Raw genomic sequence first — 22652 nt, 5'->3', positions numbered from 1 at the left:
GGGTCCCTGAACACCTTCTCCCGGGACGAGAGCAAAGAAGCCATCGTCTCCCGAGGAGGGAAAGCCGCAGGGTCGGTCAGCCGACGCACCGACTACGTCGTCGTGGGAGAGAATGCCGGCTCGAAGGCGGACAAGGCTGAACAGCTGGGTGTGCCTATGCTGACCGAGGAGCAGTTCATCAGACTGCTCCAGGAGGGGCCCGGAAGCGTGGCCGGGATGACAGAAGGACAGGGATGAGCGCTTCGCCCGACGGCGCGCCGAGGACGACATCGATCAGGACGAAGGTGACCTCGTGGGCGCTGCGGATACCTCCCGCATGGTCGTCCGCGGCAGCTCTGGCCGCTTTCCTGTGGATCGTGTGGACCCAGCCGCTGACGAGCCTCCAGATCGACAGCCTGGTCTACCGATACGGTGCTGAAGTCCTGTTCTCCGGGACGGACCGGTTGTACGAACAGCCGAACGGAGCGCTGCCCTTCACCTATCCTCCGGTGGCCGCGCTCTTCTTCTCACCCCTGCTCGTGCCCGAGCCACTGGCCGCCTTCATCGTGGCTGTCGCCGGGCTGGCCTCGGTCTGGCGGATCACCTGGCTGGTCCTGGACGATCTGCGCCCGCAGGAGAGCGGACACGCCACGGTGGCCGCTGCGCTGCTGCCGCTGGCGGTCCTGACCGAACCGATCTTCAAGACCTTCTCCTACGGGCAGATCAACCTGGTGCTGGCCTGGCTCGTCGCCGAAGACCTGCTCGGACGACGCCGAGGACGGATCGGTGGGATCCTGGTCGGCCTGGCCACCCTCATCAAACTGACCCCGGCCGCATTCTTCCTGATCATCGTCCTGCGCAGGGATATCGCTTCCTTCCTGCGCGGCATCGGGACGATCCTCGCCGGAGTGCTGGCGGGCTTCCTGCTGATGCCCTCCTCCTCCCTCGTGTTCTGGACCGGACTGACCGGGGCGGCGCAGCGGGTCGGCGACACCTCCTACTTCCTCAACCAGTCGGTGAAGGGCGCACTCGCCCGCAGCGGCGTCTCCGCCAGCTGGCCGTGGATCCTGGCCTGCCTGATCGTCCTCGCCGCCACCTTCCTGGCCGCCCACCTGCTGCTGCGTTCCGGGCGTGACCTGCCCGCGATCCTGGCCACGGCCTTCTGCGCGCTGTTGATCTCCCCGGTGTCCTGGAGCCACCACTGGGTGTGGTTCTGGCCCCTGCTCCTCTGGACGCTGACCGACCATCGTCCGACCCCGGGAAAAGGATTCCTGGCGCTGGCCACGGCCTGGGCCCTGGCCGTCCTGGTGCGTCCTTTCTGGTGGGCGATCCCCCAGCACGGCCCGTGGCACGACGTCTCCTGGTGGCAGCTGCTGATCTCGGACACCTATATGGTCGTGGGAGCCATCACTTTGGCGCTGCTCACGGTGGAGGCATTCCGGTCACGGACCCGCGGGACAGTCGGTGGCTCAGGCAAGGACGTCGGGACGGAGTGACGTGAGAGGACTTGACACACGGAGCGGGGCCGGCCCGAGGAGACGACCGACCCATCGTGTGCCCCTGGCAGCGGTCTGGGCGACCGGCGGCCTGGCACTGGTGCTGTCCTTCGTGCTCCTGTGGCTCTTCGGACAGCCCGAAGACCTCGGGGTCTACCGGTCGGCCTCCGCGCTGGCGTTGAACGGACAGGACCGGTTGTACGACACCGGCTCCGACGTGCTGCCCTACACCTATCCCCCGATCGCGGCCTTCCTGCTGGCACCGGTGACCCTGCTGCCGGCCCCGATGGCAGCAGTGCTGGTCCTCCTGTTGAACCTGCTCTTCCTCTGGCGGATCACCTGGCTCTTCCTCGGGAAGGGCCCCGCCGTGGCAGTCCTCCTGCTCCCGCTGGCCCGGCTGGTGGAACCGGTCTGGCAGACCTTCTCGTTCGGACAGGTCAACCTGCTCCTGGCCTGGCTGATCGCCGAGGACCTCCTCAACGGGAGACGGCGACGATGGGCCGGGACACTGATCGGCCTGGCCATCCTGGTGAAACTGACCCCGGCAGCTTTCCTGCTGGTTCCGCTGGTCCGCCGAGATCTGGCCTCCCTGACCAGGTCCTTCCTCACCGTCTGTGCCGGAGTCGTCGTGGGCTTCCTCCTGCTACCGGCATCCTCGGCGACCTACTGGTCCGGACTGCTCGGCGCCTCGGCACGGGTCGGCGGACCCGACTACATCGCCAACCAGTCCCTGGCCGGAGCCATGGCCCGCGCCGGGATCGGATCGCACACCGGAACCGGGCCGGTATGGGCCCTGCTCTGCCTCGTCGTGGTGACCTTGGCGACGATCGCCGTGCACCGAGCCGTCCGCGCAGGACGTGACCGACACGCAGTGCTGGCCGCGTCCCTCTGCGCGCTGCTGATCTCCCCGATCTCCTGGAGCCACCACTGGGTGTGGGTCTGGCCGCTCCTGCTGCTGTGGTGCTCCGGCGCACTGGCGCGGGTCACCCCCGAATCGGTGGAACAGGTGCAGCCCTGGCCGACGGATCATCCCTCCGTTCTCCCCCCACGGCCACGCACCTTCGCCCAAGGAGTGCGCGAGACCCTCTCCCTGCTGAAACGAGCCTGCGCAGCCGTCAGCAGGTCCTCCTCCGACCGTGCGGCCCGTGCCCTCGCCTTCGCCTGGGTGACGGTGACGGTCAGCCATGTGCTGTGGTGGGCCTTCCCCGCCAGGGGGAACTGGGCCGCGCTCCCCGTATGGCAGCTCGTGCTCGCCTCGGTGTACGCGATCCTGGGCACCGCGTCGCTCGCCTGGTGTGCTTTCCACACCGACCCGGCGGCCGACCGGAGGGCGGGGAACGGTGTCCCGTGAGCCGGCCCGGCGAGCCGCCTAGAATGGCGGCCATGTCCACGATCTCCCGCGACCAGGTCGCACACCTGGCGACATTGGCCCGGATCGACCTGTCCGAACGAGAACTCGACGAGATGTCCGGTGAGCTCGCCGTGATCCTCGACGCCTTCGCCAAGGTCGGCGAGCTGGCCGATGTCGACGTGCCGGGTATGTCCCACCCCCTGCCGTTGACGAATGTCTACCGTGAGGACGAGGTCGCGCCGGGACTGACCCCTGCCGAGGCCTTGGCCGCAGCCCCCGAGTCGGAGGACGACCGGTTCGTCGTCCCGCGCATCCTCGGCGAGGACTGAACCGGCCAGCCCGGTCGTCGAAATCCGTCCGTACCGGGCGGCGACCCCACCCCCCCGTCTCCTGCGAACCACCGAACCGAGGGACCCAACCGTGACCACCCCCACCGACCTGACCCGGCTCAGCGCCGAGGCGCTCGCCGATCTGTTGACCCGCCGGGAGGTCTCCTCCGTAGAGGTGACCCAGGCCTATCTCGACCGGATCGACGCCGTCGAGAGCCGGGTCAACGCCTATCTGCACCGCAACGATGCCGAGGCGCTCGCCGTGGCGGCGCAGGTCGACCGGGAACGAGCTGCGGGCGAGGGCCTGGGCCCGCTGGCCGGGGTCCCGGTCGCGGTGAAGGACGTGGCCTGCACGGTGGGTCAGCCCACCACCGCGGGGAGCCGGATCCTGCAGGGATGGATGCCGCCCTACGATGCGACGGTGGTGGCCCGGCTGCGGTCCGCTCGGATGCCGATCCTGGGCAAGACCAATATGGACGAGTTCGCGATGGGGTCCTCGACAGAGCACTCCGCCTACGGGCCGACGGCGAACCCGTGGGATCTGCGTCGGGTTCCCGGCGGGTCGGGTGGTGGTTCGGCGGCGGTCCTGGCGGCTTTCATGGCACCGCTCGCGGTGGGTTCGGACACCGGCGGTTCGATCCGTCAGCCGGCGGCCTTCACCGGGACGGTCGGAGCGAAACCGACCTACGGCGGGGTCTCCCGCTACGGTGTGATCGCGATGGCCAGCAGCCTGGACCAGATCGGACCCTGCGCCCGCACGGTGCCGGACACCGCCCTCCTGCACGAGGTGCTGGCCGGGCACGACCCCCGCGACTCGACCAGTATCGACGCGCCGGTTCCGGCAGTGGTCGACGCGGCACGCCGGGCCGATGTGTCGGGGATGAGGATCGGTGTCGTACGGCAGCTCGGTGGCGAGGGCTACCAGGCGGGGGTGCGGGCCCGTTTCGACGAGGCGGTGGCTCTGTTGACCGCGGCCGGAGCGGATGTCGTCGAGGTCGACTGTCCCCATCTGGACTACGCCCTGGGCGCCTACTACCTGATCATGCCCAGCGAAGCGAGCAGCAACCTGGCCAGGTACGACGCGATGCGTTACGGGTTGCGGGTAGGGCCGGACGGGGTGCCTCAGCCGAGCACCGAGCAGGTGACTGCAGCCTCAAGAGGGCAGGGTTTCGGCCCCGAGGTGAAACGCCGGGTCATCCTGGGCACCTACGCCCTGTCATCGGGGTACTACGACGCCTTCTACGGTCAGGCCCAGAAGGTCCGTGCCCTGATCGCCCGTGACTTCGCCTCTGCTTTCTCGCAGGTCGACGTGGTGATCAGCCCGACGGCGCCGACGACGGCCTGGCAGTTGGGCGCCAAACTGGACGACCCCCTGGCGATGTACCTGGGCGATGTGGCGACGATCCCGAGCAATCTGGCCGGGATCCCGGGGATCTCCGTCCCGGTGGGGCTGGCCGACGAGGACGGCATGCCGGTCGGACTGCAGGTTCTGGCTCCGGCGATGGCCGACGACCGGCTCTACAATGTCGCGGCGGCTCTGGAGAAGGCGCTGACCCGGGAGTGGGGCGGCGGTCTGCTCGACCGGATTCCCGAGGCGATGTCCGCACCGATCGGCGAGGAGGCCTGAACCGTGCACAACCCCCAGCTGGTGACATTGCTCGACATCGACGAGGCTCTGGACTCCTTCGATCCGGTGATGGGTCTGGAGGTCCACGTCGAGCTGAACACTCGGACCAAGATGTTCTGTGCCTGTCCGACGGAATTCGGTGCAGTGCCGAACTCGCAGGTGTGTCCGGTCTGCCTGGGGCTGCCCGGAGCCCTGCCGGTGGTCAACCGGGCCGCCGTCGACTCGGCGATCCGGATCGGGCTGGCCTTGAACTGTTCCATCGCGGCGACCTGCCGTTTCGCCCGGAAGAACTACTTCTACCCGGACATGACGAAGAACTTCCAGACGAGTCAGTACGACGAACCCATCGCTTTCGACGGGTACCTGGACGTCGAACTGGACGACGGGGAGATCTACCGGGTGGAGATCGAACGGGCCCATATGGAGGAGGACGCCGGGAAACTCGTCCACGTGGGTGGTTCGACCGGCCGTATCCATGGCGCCGACTACTCGTTGATCGACTACAACCGGGCCGGTATCCCGCTGATCGAGATCGTCACCCGTCCTCTGGTCGGTGCGGGGGAGCGGGCTCCGGAGGTCGCCCGGGCCTATGTGAGTGCTCTGCGTGAGTTGATGCGGGCCTTGAAGGTCTCGGATGCGCGGATGGAGCAGGGGTCGATGCGGTGTGATGTCAACCTGTCGTTGCGTCCGCGGATCGGCGTGGACCGGCGTGGGCCTGCGCAGCTCGAGACGCCTTTCGGCACCCGTACCGAGACGAAGAATGTCAATTCCCTGCGCAGCGTCGAAGCTGCCTGTCGATTCGAGATCCGTCGTCATGCCGCGGTGCTCGCTTCGGGAGGTGTGATCGTCCAGGAGACCCGGCATTGGCACGAGGACACCGGGGAGACCACAGCTGGCCGCCCGAAGTCGGATGCCGACGACTACCGGTATTTCCCTGAACCGGACCTGGTTCCGGTGGCGCCTCCGGTGGAGCACGTCGAAGCGTTGCGGGCGACCCTTCCCGAACCTCCCGGACGGCGGCTCAAGCGGCTCCAGGAGGAGTGGGCCTTCACCGACCTGGAGATGCGGGACATCCTGGGGTCAGGAGCCTTGGATCTGGTCGAGGCCACCGTTCGAGCGGGGGGTACGGCATCGGCCGCCAAGAAATGGTGGGTGGGGGAGATCTCCCGTCGGGCGAATGCCGAGGGACAGGACCTGGCTCGGATGGCGATCTCCGCGGAGCAGGTGGTCGAGCTGGACTCATTGGTCACCGGTGGCCGGTTGAACGACACGATGGCCAAGCAGGTTCTGGACGGGGTGCTCGCGGGGGAGGGCGGTCCCACCGAGGTCGCCGATGCTCGAGGTCTCCAGATGGTTTCCGATTCGGGCGCCTTGCAGTCGGCGGTCGAGGCGGTGATCGCTCGGAACGAGGCGGTCGTGCAGAAGATCCGGGACGGTCGGGTCCAGGCCGTGGGCGCCTTGATCGGTCAGGTCATGAAGGAGATGAAGGGGCAGGCCGATGCCGCTAAGGTGCGTGCCTTGATCCTGGAGTCCTTGGGTGTCGAGGGCTGATCCGTCTGGCCTGTCCTGAGCGGCTTGGGATGATGGGGCGATGACGGATATCCCACGCGTGTTGGTGCTGATACGACATGCCGAGGCGGTGCCTTTCTCCCGGGAGGGGGACGCTCAGCGTGCTTTGACCGAGTCTGGTCGTGCGGTGGCCCGAGCTCTGGGCGAACGGCTCTCCCGGGAAGGTGTGCGCGCTGACCTGATGATCTGTTCTCCCGCGGTGCGCACGGTGCAGACCTGCGAGGAGCTGCGTCGTGGTGGACTCCAGGTGCAGGACCTCTGGGGGGAGCAGTCGCTCTACGACGCCGATGTCGAGGATGTGGTGGACGCGATCCGCGAGGTTCCCGATGACGTGCGCACTCTGGTGGTTCTGGGGCATGCCCCGGGGGTGCCGGGGGTCGTCGCCGGGGTGGAGGACCACTGTGACCAGGGCGGGGAACCGTTACACCGGAGGATCGAGGTGTGGCCGCCGGCCGGGGTCGGGGTCGTCGTCCATGAGGGGTCCTGGGCGGCCTTCCCTGACAGTTCCTCGGCCGTGGTGATGTTGCAGCGGCCACCTGACCGGCTGTGACCTTTCCCACAGACGTCCGTCCTTGAGTGTGGATATCGCTTTTCCTTACAAGCGGATTCACTGGGCGCGCGTTCTGTCGTCCGCCGGTGTGGGGCTCCACCGGGGCGACCGTTCGTTCAAGCAGGCGGCCTTTGCGCCGATGTCTCCAGCGGTTCGGGAACGCGTCCAAGTCGGACGCGCAGGCGCTCAGGATCTGAGGCCTGTCACCCACGGATGGGGAGGACATCGGGATGAAGGTCGGACGAGGGCGATCGGTGGCAGTGGCCTGCACGATGGCGGCTCTGGTCGCGTCGGGCTCCGGGGTTCAACTGGCTTCGGCGGCAGACGGTTCGACGGTCACCGTTCAGGGCGAGCTGGTCACTGTCGTCGACGGACCGTCCACGCAGAGCAGGGTCAGGGTCCCCGGAGGCGCATTCGTCCCCGTGTCTGCGGCGGTGGTGAAGGATGTGGAGCCCGGCGCGAAGGTCTCGGTGACGGTGCCGCGTCGGACGATTGAGCGTTCCGGCACCTCGTTCACCCCGGTGCCTGACGCGGTGGCTCCGGTGAAGGCGGTGCAGCCGCCGGTGTCGTCCGCGCAGATGTCTCCCGCCGTGCACCAGGTGACCGCGGTGTCTGCGGTTCCTCGTGGGGTTTCCGGCAGCGCGCCGACGGCTGCTGCGGTGCAGGCCCAGATCGCTTCGGTCTCCCAGTACTGGTCTGAGCAGACGGGTGGGGCGTTGACCTTCTCCGCAGCTTCGGTGAACGGTCCGCTCGCGCTGTCGTCGTCGTGCAGTGACGTGTGGTCGATGTGGGAGGAGGCGGCTTCTCGGTCGGGGTTCACCCCGGGGCCCAACAAGCATCTGGTGTTGGTCCTGCCGAAGGAGGCGTCCAATGCAGGGTGTGGTTACGGTCTGGCCAGTGTGGGTTCGGGGGTGAGCGCAGGAGGCTATGCCTATGTGTCCGACACGGCGTGGCCGGTGATGTCCCATGAGCTGGGGCACAACCTGGGGCTGGCGCATGCTCAGCGGTTGACCTGTCCGGGTGCGGCGGATGTCGCGCTGGCGGAGGTTTCGGCGAAGGGGTGCCGGATCGACGAGTACGGCGACCCGTGGGATGTCATGGCGGCGTCGGCGCCGAACAATGCCGGGTCGTTGTCGGCGCCGCAAGCGCATCGTCTGGGGTTGTGGCCGTCGTCGGCGGTGACGGAGTTGTCCTCGGGGACGACCTCGGTGTCTTTGAACCCGGTGTCTTCTTTCAGCGGGACGCGAGCGGTGCGGGTGGTCGATCCGAAGTCGGGCGCGGTGTACTTCGTGGAGTACCGGACGCGGACCGGTCGGGATTACCTGTTGTACTCGAACATGGTCGGTGGGGTGCGGGTCGTGCGGGAGGACTCCTCGAAGTCGGGGCAGGCCAAGCCGTCCTTGGCTCTGGACGCTTCGCCGTCGGGTTCTTCGGGCGACGTGAACTGGGGAATCCCGGTGGGCGGATCGTTCACCTCCTACGGCGGAGGTGTGACGGTGCAGGTGATTTCTCAGGGTGCTTCTTCGGCGCAGGTGAAGGTGACGGCGGGTGCGGTGAACCCGTCGCCGGTGCAGAGTCCGGCGCCGTCACCGGTGTCGGTGACCAAGCCTGCGGAGACTTTCGACCTGACGCCGAGTACGGGACGGGTTTCCCGTCTGGGGGCCGGTGGATGGTTTGCGGTGCCTTCGTCGGCTTATATGTTCAACAGTGCTTTGGTGACCTATACGTCCGGTGCGTCGTGGTCGACGACGGTGGACGGTGGGCGGTCGATGGACATCATCGGGACGGCTTTCCCGGGTGGTGCGCGCGGTCGCGTGTTGGTGGACGGGGTGGCCTGGGCTGACTTCGACAGCTATCGGACGTCTTCCTCTGCTCCTTACCAGCAGGTGTTGCGGACGGTGAATATCCCTGCGGGGCGGCACACGGTGACGATCGTGGCTTTGCCTTCGGCGGGTCGGGGCACTTTGGCTCTGGATGCCTATCGCCTGCGGTGAGTGGGAGGTCGGAGGGCCGGGACTGTCGAGTCCCGGCCCTCCGCTGTATTTTCGCTGGTGGACTGGGTGGTGTGTGCCCGATGTGCAAAGTGAGAATGAATTTCATTAGAATGGTGGAGCTGGCCGGTCTCGGCGGCTCCACGTGGGACGGAGCCGGCGTCACCTTCAGCTCCTCGCCCACCGGGGTATGCGCCGACCGGCGCGTCGGGCGAGGCGTCACCCTCCGGGGTGAGGTGCACTGATTCGGTGTCGCGGAACGCGCGCGGGGCGCCTTCCGCGACACCGATGCACACAAGAAGATGTCACCCCTCAAGACAACCGTCCCGCTCCGTGGATGTCCAGGTCTACCATGCGATGGTATGACCGCCACCTCTTCCGCCAGTGGACCCGACGTCAAACCCCGTAGCCGTGAAGTCACCGACGGCATCGAGTCCGCAGCCAGCAGAGGCATGCTCCGAGCTGTGGGCCTGAGCGACGAGGATTTCGCCAAACCGCAGATCGGTGTCGCCAGCAGCTGGAACGAAATCACCCCCTGCAACCTCTCCCTGCAGAGACTCGCCCGAGCCGTCAAGGAAGGTGTCCACGCCGCCGGCGGCTATCCGCTCGAGTTCGGCACCATCTCGGTCTCCGACGGCATCTCCATGGGGCACGAAGGCATGCACTTCTCCCTGGTCAGCAGAGAAATCATTGCTGATTCCGTCGAGACGGTGATGATGGCCGAACGACTCGACGGGTCGGTGCTCCTCGCCGGATGCGACAAATCACTGCCCGGCATGCTCATGGCCGCAGCTCGACTCGACCTGGCCGCCGTCTTCCTCTATGCCGGGTCGATCCTGCCCGGCGTCGCCAAACTGTCCGACGGCACCGAGAAACAGGTCACCATCATCGACGCCTTCGAAGCCGTGGGCGCCTGCGCCCGCGGGCTCATGAAGACCGAGGACGTCGACGCCATCGAAAGAGCCATCTGCCCCGGTGAGGGCGCCTGCGGAGGCATGTACACCGCAAACACGATGGCCTCGGTGGCCGAAGCCATCGGCATGTCCCTGCCGGGCAGCGCAGCTCCCCCCAGCGTGGACCGTCGGCGGGATGTCGCCGCACGTAAGTCCGGTGAAGCCGTCGTCGAACTGCTCCGCCGTGGCATCAGCGCTCGCGACATCATGACCAAGGAGGCCTTCGAGAACGCCATCAGCGTGGTGATGGCGTTCGGCGGATCGACGAATGCGGTGCTCCATCTGTTGGCGATCGCCCACGAGGCACAGGTCGATCTGAGCCTGGACGACTTCCGAGGCATCGGGGCGAGAGTGCCTCACCTGGCCGATGTGAAGCCCTTCGGCTCCCACGTGATGACCGATGTCGACCGGGTCGGCGGTGTCCCCGTGGTGATGAAGGCCCTGCTGGACGCAGGACTGCTGCACGGCGACTGCCTGACGGTGACCGGACGCACGGTCGCCGAGAATCTCGCCGACATCGCACCGCCGGATCCGGACGGGCGCGTGTTGAGGGCGCTGGCCCGGCCGATCCACCCCACCGGTGGGATCACCGTCCTGTCCGGTTCGCTGGCTCCGGAGGGGGCCGTCGTGAAATCGGCAGGCTTCGACTCGGAGGTCTTCGAGGGCTCGGCCCGTGTGTTCGACGGGGAACGGGGCGCGATGGACGCGGTCGAGGACGGCACCCTCCAGGCCGGTGATGTGGTCGTGATCCGCTACGAGGGTCCGAAGGGCGGGCCGGGGATGCGGGAGATGCTGGCGGTGACCGGTGCCATCAAGGGAGCAGGCCTGGGCAAGGACGTCCTGCTGCTCACCGACGGGCGTTTCTCCGGCGGTACCACCGGGTTGTGCGTGGGCCATGTCGCCCCGGAAGCGGTCGACGGCGGACCTATCGCCTACGTCCAGGACGGTGACCGGATCAGGTTGGACGTCGGGCAGGGGACTCTTGACCTCCTCCTCGACGAGGAGGAGCTTGCCGATCGCCGTCGGCGAGGAGCAGCGGAACCCGAGCCGCGGTACGCCCGCGGGGTGCTGGCCAAGTATCGGCGTCTGGTCGGCTCGGCGAGCCTGGGGGCGGTCTGTGACTGATCAGAGGTGACCGCAGACTGAGCCGGGGTCGTCCCGTCAGAGTGGGACGACCCCGGCCCGGCCGGGGGTGGGGTGGGGGATCAGTCGGTGGGACCTTCGCCCGGGGAGAGCTGCATGGCGCTGTAGTTCTCGATGCCGGCGCGGCGTACCGCGTCCAGTTGTCCTTCGAACCAGTCGGCGTGCTCCTCCTCCTCGCGGGCCATCTCCTGGAAGATGGACGCGGTGGCGTGGTCGCCCAGGTCGTGGCATTCGTCGGCGGCCGAGTTGAAGGCGCTGACGGCTTCGAGTTCGCTGGCGAGTGCGAGGCGGAGCATCTCCTCGACCGATTCGCCGATGGTGATGGGGTTGAGCCGCTGGACGTTGGGGTGGCCGTCGTACATCAGGATGCGGTTCATGAGCTTGTCCGCGTCCTTCATCTCCCCGATGGAGAGTTCGTAGAAGACCTGCCCGAGTTTGGTCAGGCCCCAGTTGTCGAGCATGCGTGCGTGGAGGAAGTACGTGTTGACGACGGTCAGCTCGATGGTGAGTGCTTCGTTAAGCAGCTCGACGACGCGCGGGCTCCGGGGCTTCATATTTTTCCTCCGTGGCATAGGTCAAGGACAAACTATCTCGATGAAATAGTAGGTCCTCAAGCATTTTTCGCACAGAGGGAATGCATCCACCACAGCGTTGACCAGCTCCGGTGTCCTGGCAGATGCGGCCGAGGCGTGATTCGCGCTGTGCCGCTGCGCGTATTTCTTCGTCGGAGACGACGGCGCAGTGACAGATAATCATGAGGCAAGGCTAACCTAATTAAGGGCGGTTTCGCGAGAAGAATGCCCACCTTTCTCCGCATCCGAACAAGCCGCTCTGATAACGCCTGAAGTGGAAAAGGATTCACGGACCTTTCCGGCCTGCGGGCGAAGCCGCCCCTCCTGCGCGGGGGCGCGCGAAGAAGCGCCTGACCTCAGGGCTAAGGTCATGCGTCATGGCCAGTTCGCTGCAATCGCGGTTCTCCGCCCGTCGTCTCCTGCGGATCTTCGGGGTCATGGCGATGGCTGCGATCGTGGCCGGGGGCGTCCTGGTCTGGCGGTGGGGTCCGCGCTACGGCATATACCTTTTCCCCCCGTCGCCCGCCGCCTACGCCGAGCAGGCCATCACCAAGATGGGGCAGGGGTATTTCGCCGAAGGGGATGTCTGGACCGAGGCCCGCGCCCAGGCGTTGCGGAAGGCCTCGGTGGCGAACTCCTACGAGGGCACACTGCCGGCGTTGAAGGACGCACTCGCGGTGGCCGGCGGGCCGTCGTCCCAGCTCGTGGAGAAGAAGGAGAAGGGCAAGGGGAAGGGGCAGCTCCCGCTTCCGGGACTGGGCACCAAGGCCCGGATCACCACCATCACTGTGCCCAAGATCGAATCGCGCGACGACGACTACCTGGAGAAGTACGCCCGCAGCATGTCTAAGGGCATCCACTCGGCCAAGTCGGGTACCTGCGGATGGATCGTCGATCTCCGGGGGAATGCCGGTGGGGACGCGCTGGCGATGCTCTCCGGCCTGAGCCCGTTGCTCACCGATGGTGTGGTGGCCGGTTGGGAGAAGCGCAACGGCAAGACCGGTGAGGTGGTGATCTCCGAGAGCAAGGTCAAGGTGGGTAAGCGGAGCCTGGAGACCGACCACGGGGGGAAGGTCGGCGGCCAGGTGGCGATCCTGCAGGACGGGCGGACCTCCCATTCGGCCGAGTTGGTGACGATCGCCTTCCGGGGGCAGCCGGGCGTCCGCTCCTTCGGGATGCCCACGGCCGGTAATTCTGCGGTTCGTCAGTCGGTTCCGCTGTACGACGGGCGGATCCTCCAGCTGACCGTGGGGGTCGATACCGATCGTTCCGGCGTGCGTTACGGCGGTCCGGTCGAGCCGCAGGAGAAGGCGGCCGATGCGCTGTCCGCGGCGACGAAGTGGTTGGCCACCTCCTGTAAGTGAGGTGGCGGGGCCTGCCTCTCGTCAGGGAGCCTCGTGGCACTCCCATCGCGTGTCCGTTTGATGAGCTAAGCGTCTCGAAATGTGAAATGATCTCTGGGATTCGTTGACGGTCCAGCGACCTTCAGGGAAGCTGAACGATGTGAGCACCCTCCTCGTAATTACCTGAGCGCGACAGGCCGCACCCACGGCCCGTTGCGCAGCCCCTCAAGCCCCGACCGGGCCGAGGGGTTTTTTGTTGGCCGGAGACACCCACGGCCGACAAACCCACCCCGGCCCGACCCCGGGACACAGCTCGCACGTGAAAGCGGTGACAACAGTGAAGGATCGTCAGGCGAGGCCACCGGCCCCAGCCACCGGCCCCACGAGCCCACCAGGCCCGAAGGGCACCGAAAGCGCCCGCACCCCCACACCCCAGGACATCGCCCACCGCACCGGAAAACGGACGGTCGAACACGTCAGCGGCGCACAGAGCCTCGTACGCTCCCTCGAAGAAATCGGGTGCGAGGTCGTCTTCGGGCTTCCCGGAGGAGCCATCCTCCCCGCCTACGATCCCCTGATGGACAGCACCAAAGTGCGTCACATCCTGGTCCGTCACGAACAAGGCGCAGGCCACGCCGCCCAGGGCTATGCCACCGCCACCGGCAAGACCGGAGTCTGCATGGCGACCTCCGGCCCCGGAGCCACCAACCTGGTCACCCCCATCGCCGACGCCTACATGGACTCCGTCCCCCTGGTCGCCATCACCGGCCAGGTCGGCAGCCAGTCCATCGGCACCGATGCCTTCCAGGAAGCCGACATCCGGGGCATCACCATGCCCATCACCAAACACAACTACCTGGTCACCGACCCAGAGAAGATCCCCCAGGCCATCGCCGAAGCCTTCCACATCGCCTCCACCGGCCGACCGGGACCCGTGCTGGTCGACATCACGAAGGACGCCCTCCAGGCCCAGACCACCTTCTCCTGGCCGCCCCGAACGGAACTGCCCGGATACCGCCCGACCACCCGCCCGCACGGCAAACAGATCCGCGAAGCGGTCCGTCTCATCCGCGAGGCCCAACGGCCCGTGCTCTACATCGGCGGAGGCATCCTCAAAGCCGGGGCCACCGAAGAACTCGGACAGCTCGTGGACCGCACCGGCATCCCACTGGTCACCACCCTGATGGCCCGAGGCGCACTGCCCGACGACCACCCACTGCACTACGGGATGCCCGGAATGCACGGGTCGGTCTCCGCGGTCACCGCACTGCAACGATCCGACCTGATCATCGCCCTCGGCGCCCGTTTCGACGACCGGGTCACCGGGAAACTCTCCACCTTCGCGCCACTGGCCAAGGTGGTGCACGCCGATATCGACCCTGCGGAGATCGGCAAGAACCGGTCCGCCGACGTGCCGATCGTCGGGGACTGTCGAGAAGTCGTCCGAGCTCTGCTGGACGAGATCGACCACGGCGAGCCTCTCGCCGACTACGGCCCCTGGGTCCAGGAGATGAACGGCGTCCGCCGGACGTACTCACTCGGCTACACCCCACCTGAATCAGGGCTGATGTCACCGCAATATGTCATCGAGCGGATCGGTGCCATCGCCGGCCCGGAAGCCACCTATGTCTCCGGGGTCGGACAACACCAGATGTGGGCGGCCCAGTTCGTCCGGTACAGCCGCCCTCGCAGCTGGTTGAACTCCGGTGGGCTGGGCACCATGGGGTACGGCGTTCCTGCGGCGATGGGTGCCAAGGTCGCCGAACCCGGGCGCACCGTCTGGGCCATCGACGGGGACGGCTGCTTCCAGATGACCAACCAGGAACTCGCCACCTGCGTCATCGAGAACATCCCCATCAAGGTGGCCGTCATCAACAACTCCAGCCTCGGCATGGTGCGCCAGTGGCAGACCCTGTTCTACGAGCAGCGCTACAGCAACACCGACCTGCACACCGGTCACGAGACCAGACGGGTGCCCGACTTCGTGAAACTGGCCGAAGCCTACGGATGTGTCGGGCTGCGCTGCGAACGAGCCGAGGACGTCGACGCCACCATCACCGCAGCCATGCAGGTGGACGACCGGCCGGTCGTCGTCGACTTCGTGGTCTGCCGCGACGCCCAGGTCTGGCCGATGGTCCCTGTCGGCGTCAGCAACGACGAGATCATGTACGCGCGCGGGCTCTCGCCCGTGTGGGATCGCGAGGAGTGAACGGTGAGCAGGCACACCCTGTCCGTCCTGGTGGAGAACAAGCCCGGCGTGCTGACCCGGATCGCCGCGCTCTTCAGCCGCAGAGGTTTCAACATCAGCTCGTTGGCCGTCGGCGAGACCGAGAACCCGGAGATCTCCCGGATGACCGTCCTGGTGGACGCCGAACAACTGCCGTTGGAACAGGTCACCAAACAACTCAACAAACTCGTCGAAGTGATCAAAGTGGTCGAGCTCGACCAGGCCCAGACCGTCGAACGTCGGATCCTGCTGGTCAAGGTCCGCGTCGACGCGAACACTCGCAGCCACGTGATCGAGACCGTCCAGCTGTTCCGCGCCAATGTCGTCGACGTGGCCCAGGACTCCCTGACCATCGAGGCCACCGGGCGGGTGGAGAAACTCGAAGCCCTGCTGACGATGCTCCGGCCCTACGGGGTCAAGGAGCTGGTGCAATCCGGTCTGGTGGCCATCGGCCGAGGTTCCAGGTCCATCACCGATCGCACCGGCCGCCACTGATCCGACGACCCGGGGAAACGGGCTCTCCCTTTCCCCCACTCCACTTCCCGACCCAAGTCAGATACCCGAAGGAGCCACCATGGCGACAATGTTCCACGACGAAGACGCCGACCTGAGCGTGATCCAGGACCGTAAGGTCGCGGTCATCGGCTATGGCAGTCAGGGGCATGCCCACGCCCTCAACCTGCGTGACTCCGGAGTCGATGTGCGCATCGGACTCGCCGAGGGCAGCTCGTCCCGGGCGAAGGCCGAGGCGGAAGGCCTCCGGGTACTCACCGTCGCCGACGCTGTCGCCGAGGCCGACATCGTCGTCGTCCTGACCCCCGACCAGGTGCAACGGAAGGTGTACGCCGAGGAGATCGAACCGCATCTCGCGGCAGGCGCCGCGCTGATGTTCGCGCACGGATTCAACATCCGTTTCGGATACATCCAACCGCCGGCCGGGGTGGACGTCTTCATGGTCGCCCCGAAGGGGCCCGGCCACCTGGTGCGCCGTGAGTACACCGACGGACGAGGCGTCCCGGTGCTGCTGGCCGTGGAAAAGGACGAGAGCGGAAAAGCCTGGGAACTGGCCAAAGCCTATGCCAAAGCTATCGGTGGACTGCGTGCCGGCGGTATCCGTACGACCTTCACCGAAGAGACCGAGACCGACCTCTTCGGTGAGCAGGCCGTCCTGTGCGGCGGCGCATCACAACTGGTGCAGTACGGCTTCGAGACGCTCGTGGAGGCCGGCTACCAGCCCGAAGTCGCCTATTTCGAGTGTCTGCACGAACTCAAACTGATCGTCGACCTGATGATCGAAGGCGGAATCGCCAAACAGCGGTGGTCGATCTCCGACACCGCCGAGTTCGGTGACTACGTCTCCGGTCCCCGGGTCATCGACCCCCGCGTCAAGGAGAACATGCAGGCCGTACTCGAGGACATCCGCAACGGGGCCTTCGCGAAACGTTTCATCGACGACCAGGACGCCGGGGCGCCCGAGTTCACCGCGCTGCGGGAGAAAGGCGCGCAGCATCCCATCGAGAAGACCGGTAAGGAACTGCGCAGCATGATGGCCTGGATCCGGACCGGGGACATCGACAGCGATTACACCGAAGGGTCCGCAGCACGTTGACCGCGCGCGTCAACTGACCGGCGGGCTACGGTCGAGGCGTCCAGGTACTTCCCGGACGTCCTCGGCCGTAGCCCGCTCAGCCTGGATCCGTGATCACATCGGGCAGGTCGCAGCGTAGGTCGAATATCCCTCGGCCTTACCAGGCCCCGGGCACAACAGCGACGAATACCGTTTGTCGCCGAGCAGGTGTCGACCCAACCAGATCAATGTCGTCTCGCTGACGTGCGGGTTCGTGCTGGACGGCGCGTGATGTCCGCCGACGGGCACCTCGACATAAGCTCTCTTGGCCTTGCCCATCGAGGCGAACATGAAGTCCGCGAACTTGCGGGGAGGCGCCGTCGGGTCGTCCTGCGAGGCCATGATGACCGTCGGAACCCGGTTCTCCGGGAAATTCACCTTGGTGTCCCAGGGGTAGGCGGAGACCACGGCCTTCAGCCCCGGGATCATCGTCGACGCCCGCAGAACGGCGCCACCACCCATGGAATAGCCGTACAGGGCCACCCGCTGGGGGTCGATCCGCGGGGCGATCGGGCTCGAGGTGCTCATCCACTCGGCGGCGACCTTCAGCGCCGTCGCCCGTCGCGGAGGCCAGTCCAACTTGAACGGCGGGTGGATCATCACGGCGACATAGCCGTGGGTCGCCAGCCGCTGGCCCAGCCACTGAAGGGTCTTGAACTCACTACCCCATCCGGCGATCATCAACACCGTCGGTCGCGGCACCGGAACCTTGTCCGCCGGGTAGGCGAGAAGAGCCTCGCCCATCCCGTTGGGGGTCTGCTTCGAGGGGACGTAGTGCGTCTTGATCGCCGACGGACCGTTGGCCCGGAGAGCGGCGCGGGTGGACGAGACGGCCGCCACCGGCTTGTTGGGCAGGGCCGTGGTCGCCGGCACCGCCACCATTCCGGTTGTTCTCACGTCGACGTCCAGCTCAGGACGTTCCCGTCGAATCTCGGTGAGCGTGGAGCGGAGCGTGCTGTGGTCGGCGGCGCCGGCCGCGTTCACCGGGGCGTCCGCCGGAACGGGTGCGCCGACGTGGGCGGCATGCGCGGGGACGGTGGACGCGGCCATGACCAGGCCGATCGTCGCCGCGAGGAGACGTCGCGTCCATGGCGAGGTCGTCCGGTGAGTCATACGGAGCTCCTGGGAGAGTTCGTGCGCGGAAAGAGAGAGCGAGGAAGAGCGGTCAGGGTCGTTCGAGAGGTCGGCAGGACGTCACAGCATGGCGTCCGTGGGCTTCTCTACCGCCTGCCTGAACGGGGGAAGACCGAAGTAGGAGATGAATCCGATGCCGCCCCCCATGAATCCGGCGGCACCGCACACCCTACGGTCTCGGGCTGCTTCCGCGCGGTTCTCGTTGGACTGGGACTGGCCGGGGAAGGGTGCCGAGGTGGGGCGGCTGGTGAGCGTGGTCCTGGTGACCACGGCTTTGCCGACGAGGGGCAGGTTCGCAGCCGAATCACCGACGAGGACGGTCCGTTCACCGGCCAGATTCACGAATTGGTGTTTCGCCGTGTCGAAGACGGACAGGACGCGTGCGGAGAGCTTCATCGTGACCCGTTTCCGCTCTCCAGGGTTCAAGGTCACCTTGGTGAAATCGGCCAGGGCCTTCGGGGGGCCGGCGATCCGGGCCGGTTGGCCGACATACACCTGGGGGACGACGGCTCCGGGGCGACTGCCGGTATTGGTCACGTCCACGCTGACCGGGATCGAACCGTCGGCGGACTCAGCGCCTACGGTCAGCCCGGAGTAGGTGAACTTCGTGTAGGACAGGCCGTGTCCGAAGGGGAACGCCGGGGTGATCCTCTGCTTGTCGTACCAGCGGTATCCGATGGCCAGCCCCTCGTCGTGCCGCCCTCCGGGGAATCGTTCTTTGGCCGCTGCCGGGAGATGGCTCGGGGAGGCCGCGAAGGTCACCGGGAGACGACCCGAGGGGTTGGTGTCCCCGAAGAGTACCGAGGCCAGTGCTGTCCCGTATTCCTGGCCGGGATACCAGGCGGAGACCAGCGCGGGGACGCGGTCGGCGAAGGGCAGGTCGACGGCGCTGCCGGTGTTCAGGACGACGACGGTGCGGGGATTGGCCTTCCGCGTGGCTTCGATGAGATTCCGGTCGACCAGGCTGAGCTGGGTGGAGCGCTGGTCCTTGTTCTCCGAGGAGTAGGACTTGACCACGACGACGGCCACGTCGGCGGCGGCGGCGTACTTGGCCGCCTGGGCCGGGAGGATCCCGCCGTAGTAGGTGACCGGGGTCTTGTCCTTGCCGGCTCGGCGGGTGATCCCCTGCAGGGGAGTGGTGATCTTGTCGGCGATGACATGGGCGCTGCCCCCACCGGAGGCGAGGACGTTCCGACCGGCGGCTGAGCCGATGACGGCGATCCCGTTGGCGGAGGGTTTCAACGGGAGGACGCCGTCGTTCTTCATCAGGACCATGCTGTCGGTGGCGACCTTGTGGGCGACGGCCGCATGGCCCGGGTTGGTGACCTTCGCCTTGGGGGAGCCGGTGGGTGCTCTGTCGAAGAGTCCGTGGGCGAACATGGGGGTGAGGATCCGGGTCACCATGTCGTCGAGGCGCTGCTCGCTGACCTTGCCTTCGGCCAGCCCCTGGCGTAGGCGTTTGTCGTAGTAACAGGAGTCGGGCATCTGCAGGTCGAGGCCGGCGTTGGCCGAGGCCACGGAGGAGTGCATGCCGAACCAGTCGGAGATCACGAAGCCGGAGAATCCGAGGCGGCCCTTGAGTACCTGGTTCATCAGGTAGCCGTGGTTGCAGGCGTGCACATTGTTGACCTGGTTGTAACTGCACATCACGGAGGCGACCTTGGCCTCGACCAGGGCTTCGAAGGGTGCGACGTAGAGCTCGTTGAGGGTGCGTTCGTCGACGATGGCGCTGGCGTGTGAGGTGTTGCGTCCGGTCTCCTGGGTGTAGGCCCCGAGGTGTTTGGCCACGGCGAGTACGCCTTGGCTCTGGATCCCCCTGGCTTCGGCTGCTCCCATCTGACCGACATGGACGGGGTCTTCCCCGAAGTTCTCGAAGGCTCGTCCGGCTCGGGGGTCGCGGGTCAGGTCGACGCCGGGGCCGAGGGCGTAGTTAGCTCCTTTGCCGCGGGTCTCGGCGCCGATGACCTGGCCGTAGCGGGTGGCGAGCATGCGGTCGAAGGTGGCTCCCAGCGCGACGGGCGCCGGGAGCTGGGTGACTCCGGTTTTGTTGTTGCCGACGCCTGCTGGTCCGTCGGTGGGGCTCAGTGCGGGAATGCACAGACGAGGGTTGGCTGCCACCTGTCCTGCGTGGACGGGTCCGTAGGCCTGGAGGGGCCGGGCGGTTCCGTGGATCATGCCGATCTTGTCGTCCAGGGTCATGTGGGACAGCAACGAGCGGGCTCGGTCGACGGGGGCGGCGGAGGAACCGACCCAGGGACAGGGGGTTGTCGCAGCGGGGGCTTCCTGGGTGGTGGTGCTCGGCTGGGCCTGGGCGGGTAGTGCGGTGAAGCAGGAAGCCGGGACGATTCCGACGACGGCGAGCAGTGCGGTGGCCAGACGGGGCCGTGGCATGGAGGCTCCTGGGAACGTGAAGTGGGCTCGTTGCAGGGTCGTGGCCCGGCCCGGGATGTCGCGTCGTGTGCGCGGAGTGCCTCGTGGAGGTGGCTCCGGAATCATCTGCCGCAGGGGGCGATCCGGTCTCCGGGCAGGAGGAGTCGGTGGCCCCATCGTCGGGACGATGCTACGAATGGCCTGATCGTACGCCGAAATAGCAAGTATCACAGAGCTATTCGTCGTGATTGATCAAGAAAATTGGACGTTGGTCCAAGTTTTCGGTCGGGAGGGTGGGCTACCGGTGTGCGACCTGCACGGTTCGGCGCCGGGGAAGTGCTTCGACTTTCCCGGCGCCGACGTGTCCGTTCCAGGGTATTTCTACTTCTTCTGGAAGCAGCTCTTCATGGTCTGGAAGGCGGCCTTCTCCTTGGCGACGGCGTCGCGGATCTCGGCGCCGATCTTGCCCATGCCTGCTCCGTCACCGCCGGTGAACAGCTTGGCGACAGCCTTGATCCCGTGGGTCTTGACCAGGGAGGCGATCTTGGCGACCATCCCGGCGGCTTTGGCCGTGGTGAAGACCGTCACTGCCAGGAAGGTCCCGACGGCAGCGGTGCACTTGGCGACCCGCCACCAGTTGGAGCCCTTCTTGCTGGCCTGGGTCTCGAAGGTCGCCTCGGAGATGTCTCCGGCGCTCTCCGCCTTGAGGACCTCCTTGACGTCCTTGCTCTCGGCGTCCTTGTCCTTCTCGTCGAACTCCTTGAGGGCCTTCTGCTGTTCGTCCTTCTCCTTCTCGAGGCGCTCCTTGCGCTGGTCGGCGCTCTCGTTGCGGATGTCCTTGGCCGGGTTCTTCTTGGCGTCCTGGGTCTTGACCTCTTCGACGACCTTCTCCAGAGCCTTCTTGGAGTCGTCATCGAGATCCTTGACGATCTCCTTCGGCTTCTCCTCGCGCTTGATCTCCTCGGAGAGCTTGTCGAGGGTCTCCCTGGCATCCTGCTTCACGGAGTATCCGACGAGTTTCCCGGACTCGTCGTGGACGGGGGTGACGCCCTGTTCTTCCATCTCCTTGACGGCGGAGTCCTGCGGCTTGTTCTCGAAGGGCGCGGCATAGGCAGCCGATCCACCGAAGGCGATGGTGGTGGAGGCGACCGCGACGACGGCGATGGTGCGGAGGGGAGCAGGCATGGGTCCTGCCTTTCTAATGCGAGATGAACGTCGCGAGCAGGTCTGTCGGGACGAGCCCGTCCGGGCCGTGAGGGCCCGAATCCATGCGGGAGGCGATATCTCGGGGAGGCCGGTCTTCCTTGGCGAGGACGACCTGGGCCGGGGTGGATCTCCGTGTCATTGGCGAATGACACCGGTCGTGCCGGTGTGGACGATCCACGGGAGGACACGAGGACACGACGGGACGTGCCTGGGCACGTAGACCGACGCCGACGGTGTGATCTGCGGAAATACCGTGTCTCACGATGTCGACTCCTTCGTAGTCGCAGGTATCGGTGTACCTCCCCCGAGGCACCGCGGGCCGGGCCTGACTGCTGACTGGTCAGAGTCACACCCGCATGTCGACATATGTTGCGAGGGAAGCCTGTACCCATAGGTGTCATCTCGTCAAGAGATAGGGGGCGCCAATGCGGCAGAATGGGTGGGTGAGTCATGAACGTGAAATTTTGACCTGGAATTCGTTCGGTGTTGCGGCGCGTGAACTCGCCCAGACCGTGGTGGATTCAGGATTCATTCCCGATATCATTCTGTCGATCACTCGTGGGGGTCTTCTTCCGACGGGGGCCATTAGTTATGCCTTGGATATCAAGGCGCTTCATATCATCAATGTCGAATTTTATACCGGAATCGATTCTCGAATGATGGAACCGGTGTTTCTTCCGCCGCTGCCGGCGACTCAGGATCTGTCCGGGCAGAAGGTCCTCATCGTGGATGATGTAGCGGACACCGGGCGAACCCTCAAGCGGGTCCGGGATTTCTGTGGGCCCCATGTCGCCGAGGTGCGGGTCGCCGTGCTCTTCGAGAAGCCGCAGTCGCTCGTGAAATCGGACTACGTGTGGAAGCGGACTGAGAGATGGATCACCTTCCCCTGGTCGGCGGAGCCGCCGATCGTGCGGCTCTCCGACAACGATCGATGAGCCTGCCGAGCCCATTTTGAGCCTCTGAACTGGGAAGATGTTGTTCGTCTCTGATGCGGAGGCCAGCTATGGCAGCTTCCTGATTCGTGCGATTGTCGTATCTCAGGGAGAGGACGGACTCCTCAGGTGGAGCCGTTTTCTTACGATGCTCCTTGTGCAGGACGTCTGATTCCTGCTCGCGGATACGAGCTCACCCATGCTCTTCGCGACATGCCCTGGTCGCCGCGGATCATCCTCCGCCACGGACGGG

19 protein-coding genes are annotated in these 22652 nt (G+C 66.3%); 14 read left to right on the top strand and 5 right to left on the bottom strand.

Annotation, left to right across the window (positions count from 1 at the left end):
• From AUCHE_RS01020 to ilvD, 9 genes are all read left to right on the top strand, one after another.
• On the top strand, nt 1–237 hold a 237-nt coding region (locus tag AUCHE_RS01020), incomplete at its 5' end, for a BRCT domain-containing protein (protein WP_006501392.1).
• On the top strand, nt 234–1475 hold the full coding sequence (locus tag AUCHE_RS01015) for a glycosyltransferase 87 family protein (RefSeq protein ID WP_081578078.1): 1242 nt from the start codon (nt 234–236) through the stop codon (nt 1473–1475). The genes AUCHE_RS01020 and AUCHE_RS01015, both read left to right, overlap by 4 nt.
• Nucleotides 1476–1533: 58 nt before the next feature.
• A complete protein-coding gene (locus AUCHE_RS01010) occupies nt 1534–2826 on the top strand; it encodes a glycosyltransferase 87 family protein (protein ID WP_006501390.1) in 1293 nt (430 codons plus the stop codon).
• A gap of 32 nt (nt 2827–2858) precedes the next feature.
• The gene (gene gatC / locus AUCHE_RS01005; protein WP_006501389.1) at nt 2859–3155 is read left to right on the top strand and encodes an Asp-tRNA(Asn)/Glu-tRNA(Gln) amidotransferase subunit GatC; all 297 of its coding nucleotides are present in this window, start codon (nt 2859–2861) and stop codon (nt 3153–3155) included.
• A gap of 91 nt (nt 3156–3246) precedes the next feature.
• A complete protein-coding gene (gene gatA / locus AUCHE_RS01000) occupies nt 3247–4782 on the top strand; it encodes an Asp-tRNA(Asn)/Glu-tRNA(Gln) amidotransferase subunit GatA (protein ID WP_006501388.1) in 1536 nt (511 codons plus the stop codon).
• 3 nt (nt 4783–4785) lie between these two features.
• Nucleotides 4786–6333, top strand: a complete 1548-nt coding sequence (gatB, locus tag AUCHE_RS00995) for an Asp-tRNA(Asn)/Glu-tRNA(Gln) amidotransferase subunit GatB (protein ID WP_006501387.1) — start codon at nt 4786–4788, stop codon at nt 6331–6333.
• A gap of 40 nt (nt 6334–6373) precedes the next feature.
• Nucleotides 6374–6901, top strand: a complete 528-nt coding sequence (locus tag AUCHE_RS00990) for a SixA phosphatase family protein (RefSeq protein WP_006501386.1) — start codon at nt 6374–6376, stop codon at nt 6899–6901.
• Nucleotides 6902–7131: 230 nt separating this feature from the next.
• Nucleotides 7132–8895 (top strand): reprolysin-like metallopeptidase, encoded by a 1764-nt coding sequence (locus AUCHE_RS00985; protein ID WP_006501385.1) that lies wholly within the window; start codon nt 7132–7134, stop codon nt 8893–8895.
• A gap of 359 nt (nt 8896–9254) precedes the next feature.
• Nucleotides 9255–10970, top strand: coding sequence for a dihydroxy-acid dehydratase (gene ilvD / locus AUCHE_RS00980; RefSeq protein ID WP_006501384.1), 1716 nt, complete (start codon nt 9255–9257; stop codon nt 10968–10970).
• A gap of 80 nt (nt 10971–11050) precedes the next feature.
• On the opposite strand, the gene bfr is transcribed toward ilvD, so the two are convergent.
• Complete coding sequence (gene bfr, locus AUCHE_RS00975) at nt 11051–11542, bottom strand: bacterioferritin (RefSeq protein WP_006501383.1); 492 nt, start codon at nt 11540–11542, stop codon at nt 11051–11053.
• Entirely contained in the window at nt 11505–11744 is a 240-nt protein-coding gene (locus AUCHE_RS17860; protein ID WP_074788483.1) for a (2Fe-2S)-binding protein, read from the bottom strand. Before AUCHE_RS17860 ends, bfr begins: the two co-directional genes overlap by 38 nt.
• A gap of 193 nt (nt 11745–11937) precedes the next feature.
• Here AUCHE_RS17860 and AUCHE_RS00970 point away from each other — a divergent pair, with 193 nt between their 5' ends.
• The 4 genes from AUCHE_RS00970 to ilvC all read left to right on the top strand — a co-directional run bounded on the left by AUCHE_RS00970 (nt 11938) and on the right by ilvC (nt 16739).
• The gene (locus AUCHE_RS00970) at nt 11938–12924 is read left to right on the top strand and encodes a S41 family peptidase (RefSeq protein WP_040321042.1); all 987 of its coding nucleotides are present in this window, start codon (nt 11938–11940) and stop codon (nt 12922–12924) included.
• A 418-nt stretch (nt 12925–13342) separates the two neighbouring features.
• Nucleotides 13343–15112, top strand: a complete 1770-nt coding sequence (locus AUCHE_RS00965; protein ID WP_052024744.1) for an acetolactate synthase large subunit — start codon at nt 13343–13345, stop codon at nt 15110–15112.
• A gap of 3 nt (nt 15113–15115) precedes the next feature.
• Nucleotides 15116–15625 (top strand): acetolactate synthase small subunit, encoded by a 510-nt coding sequence (ilvN, locus tag AUCHE_RS00960; protein WP_006501380.1) that lies wholly within the window; start codon nt 15116–15118, stop codon nt 15623–15625.
• A 79-nt stretch (nt 15626–15704) separates the two neighbouring features.
• Nucleotides 15705–16739 carry a ketol-acid reductoisomerase gene (gene ilvC / locus AUCHE_RS00955; protein WP_006501379.1) on the top strand — a complete coding sequence of 345 codons (1035 nt, stop codon included), beginning with the start codon at nt 15705–15707 and terminating at the stop codon, nt 16737–16739.
• 93 nt (nt 16740–16832) lie between these two features.
• Here the strand turns inward: ilvC and AUCHE_RS00950 are convergent, their stop codons facing one another.
• The 3 genes from AUCHE_RS00950 to AUCHE_RS00940 all read right to left on the bottom strand — a co-directional run bounded on the left by AUCHE_RS00950 (nt 16833) and on the right by AUCHE_RS00940 (nt 21446).
• Nucleotides 16833–17870, bottom strand: a complete 1038-nt coding sequence (locus AUCHE_RS00950; RefSeq protein ID WP_006501378.1) for a dienelactone hydrolase family protein — start codon at nt 17868–17870, stop codon at nt 16833–16835.
• Between the two features lie 81 nt (nt 17871–17951).
• A complete protein-coding gene (locus AUCHE_RS00945) occupies nt 17952–20282 on the bottom strand; it encodes a beta-glucosidase family protein (protein ID WP_006501377.1) in 2331 nt (776 codons plus the stop codon).
• A 360-nt stretch (nt 20283–20642) separates the two neighbouring features.
• Nucleotides 20643–21446 carry a hypothetical protein gene (locus tag AUCHE_RS00940; protein ID WP_006501376.1) on the bottom strand — a complete coding sequence of 268 codons (804 nt, stop codon included), beginning with the start codon at nt 21444–21446 and terminating at the stop codon, nt 20643–20645.
• A 446-nt stretch (nt 21447–21892) separates the two neighbouring features.
• Between AUCHE_RS00940 and AUCHE_RS00935 the strand changes: the two genes are divergently transcribed.
• Complete coding sequence (locus AUCHE_RS00935) at nt 21893–22402, top strand: phosphoribosyltransferase (protein ID WP_006501375.1); 510 nt, start codon at nt 21893–21895, stop codon at nt 22400–22402.
• Nucleotides 22403–22652 lie beyond the last annotated feature (250 nt).

The organism is Austwickia chelonae NBRC 105200, assembly GCF_000298175.1.
Lineage (GTDB): Bacteria > Actinomycetota > Actinomycetes > Actinomycetales > Dermatophilaceae > Austwickia > Austwickia chelonae.
This window is presented reverse-complemented; position numbering and strand designations above follow the sequence as displayed.

Bases quoted from the DNA above. Each gene is read 5' to 3' on its own strand.
- AUCHE_RS01015 (WP_081578078.1), top strand. From the start codon at position 234: ATGAGCGCTTCGCCCGACGGCGCGCCGAGGACGACATCGATCAGGACG.
- gatC (WP_006501389.1), top strand. From the start codon at position 2,859: ATGTCCACGATCTCCCGCGACCAGGTCGCACACCTGGCGACATTGGCC.
- AUCHE_RS00990 (WP_006501386.1), top strand. From the start codon at position 6,374: ATGACGGATATCCCACGCGTGTTGGTGCTGATACGACATGCCGAGGCG.
- AUCHE_RS00985 (WP_006501385.1), top strand. From the start codon at position 7,132: ATGAAGGTCGGACGAGGGCGATCGGTGGCAGTGGCCTGCACGATGGCG.
- ilvD (WP_006501384.1), top strand. From the start codon at position 9,255: ATGACCGCCACCTCTTCCGCCAGTGGACCCGACGTCAAACCCCGTAGC.
- bfr (WP_006501383.1), bottom strand. From the start codon at position 11,542: ATGAAGCCCCGGAGCCCGCGCGTCGTCGAGCTGCTTAACGAAGCACTC.
- AUCHE_RS17860 (WP_074788483.1), bottom strand. From the start codon at position 11,744: ATGATTATCTGTCACTGCGCCGTCGTCTCCGACGAAGAAATACGCGCA.
- AUCHE_RS00970 (WP_040321042.1), top strand. From the start codon at position 11,938: ATGGCCAGTTCGCTGCAATCGCGGTTCTCCGCCCGTCGTCTCCTGCGG.
- ilvC (WP_006501379.1), top strand. From the start codon at position 15,705: ATGGCGACAATGTTCCACGACGAAGACGCCGACCTGAGCGTGATCCAG.
- AUCHE_RS00950 (WP_006501378.1), bottom strand. From the start codon at position 17,870: ATGACTCACCGGACGACCTCGCCATGGACGCGACGTCTCCTCGCGGCG.
- AUCHE_RS00945 (WP_006501377.1), bottom strand. From the start codon at position 20,282: ATGCCACGGCCCCGTCTGGCCACCGCACTGCTCGCCGTCGTCGGAATC.
- AUCHE_RS00940 (WP_006501376.1), bottom strand. From the start codon at position 21,446: ATGCCTGCTCCCCTCCGCACCATCGCCGTCGTCGCGGTCGCCTCCACC.
- AUCHE_RS00935 (WP_006501375.1), top strand. From the start codon at position 21,893: ATGCGGCAGAATGGGTGGGTGAGTCATGAACGTGAAATTTTGACCTGG.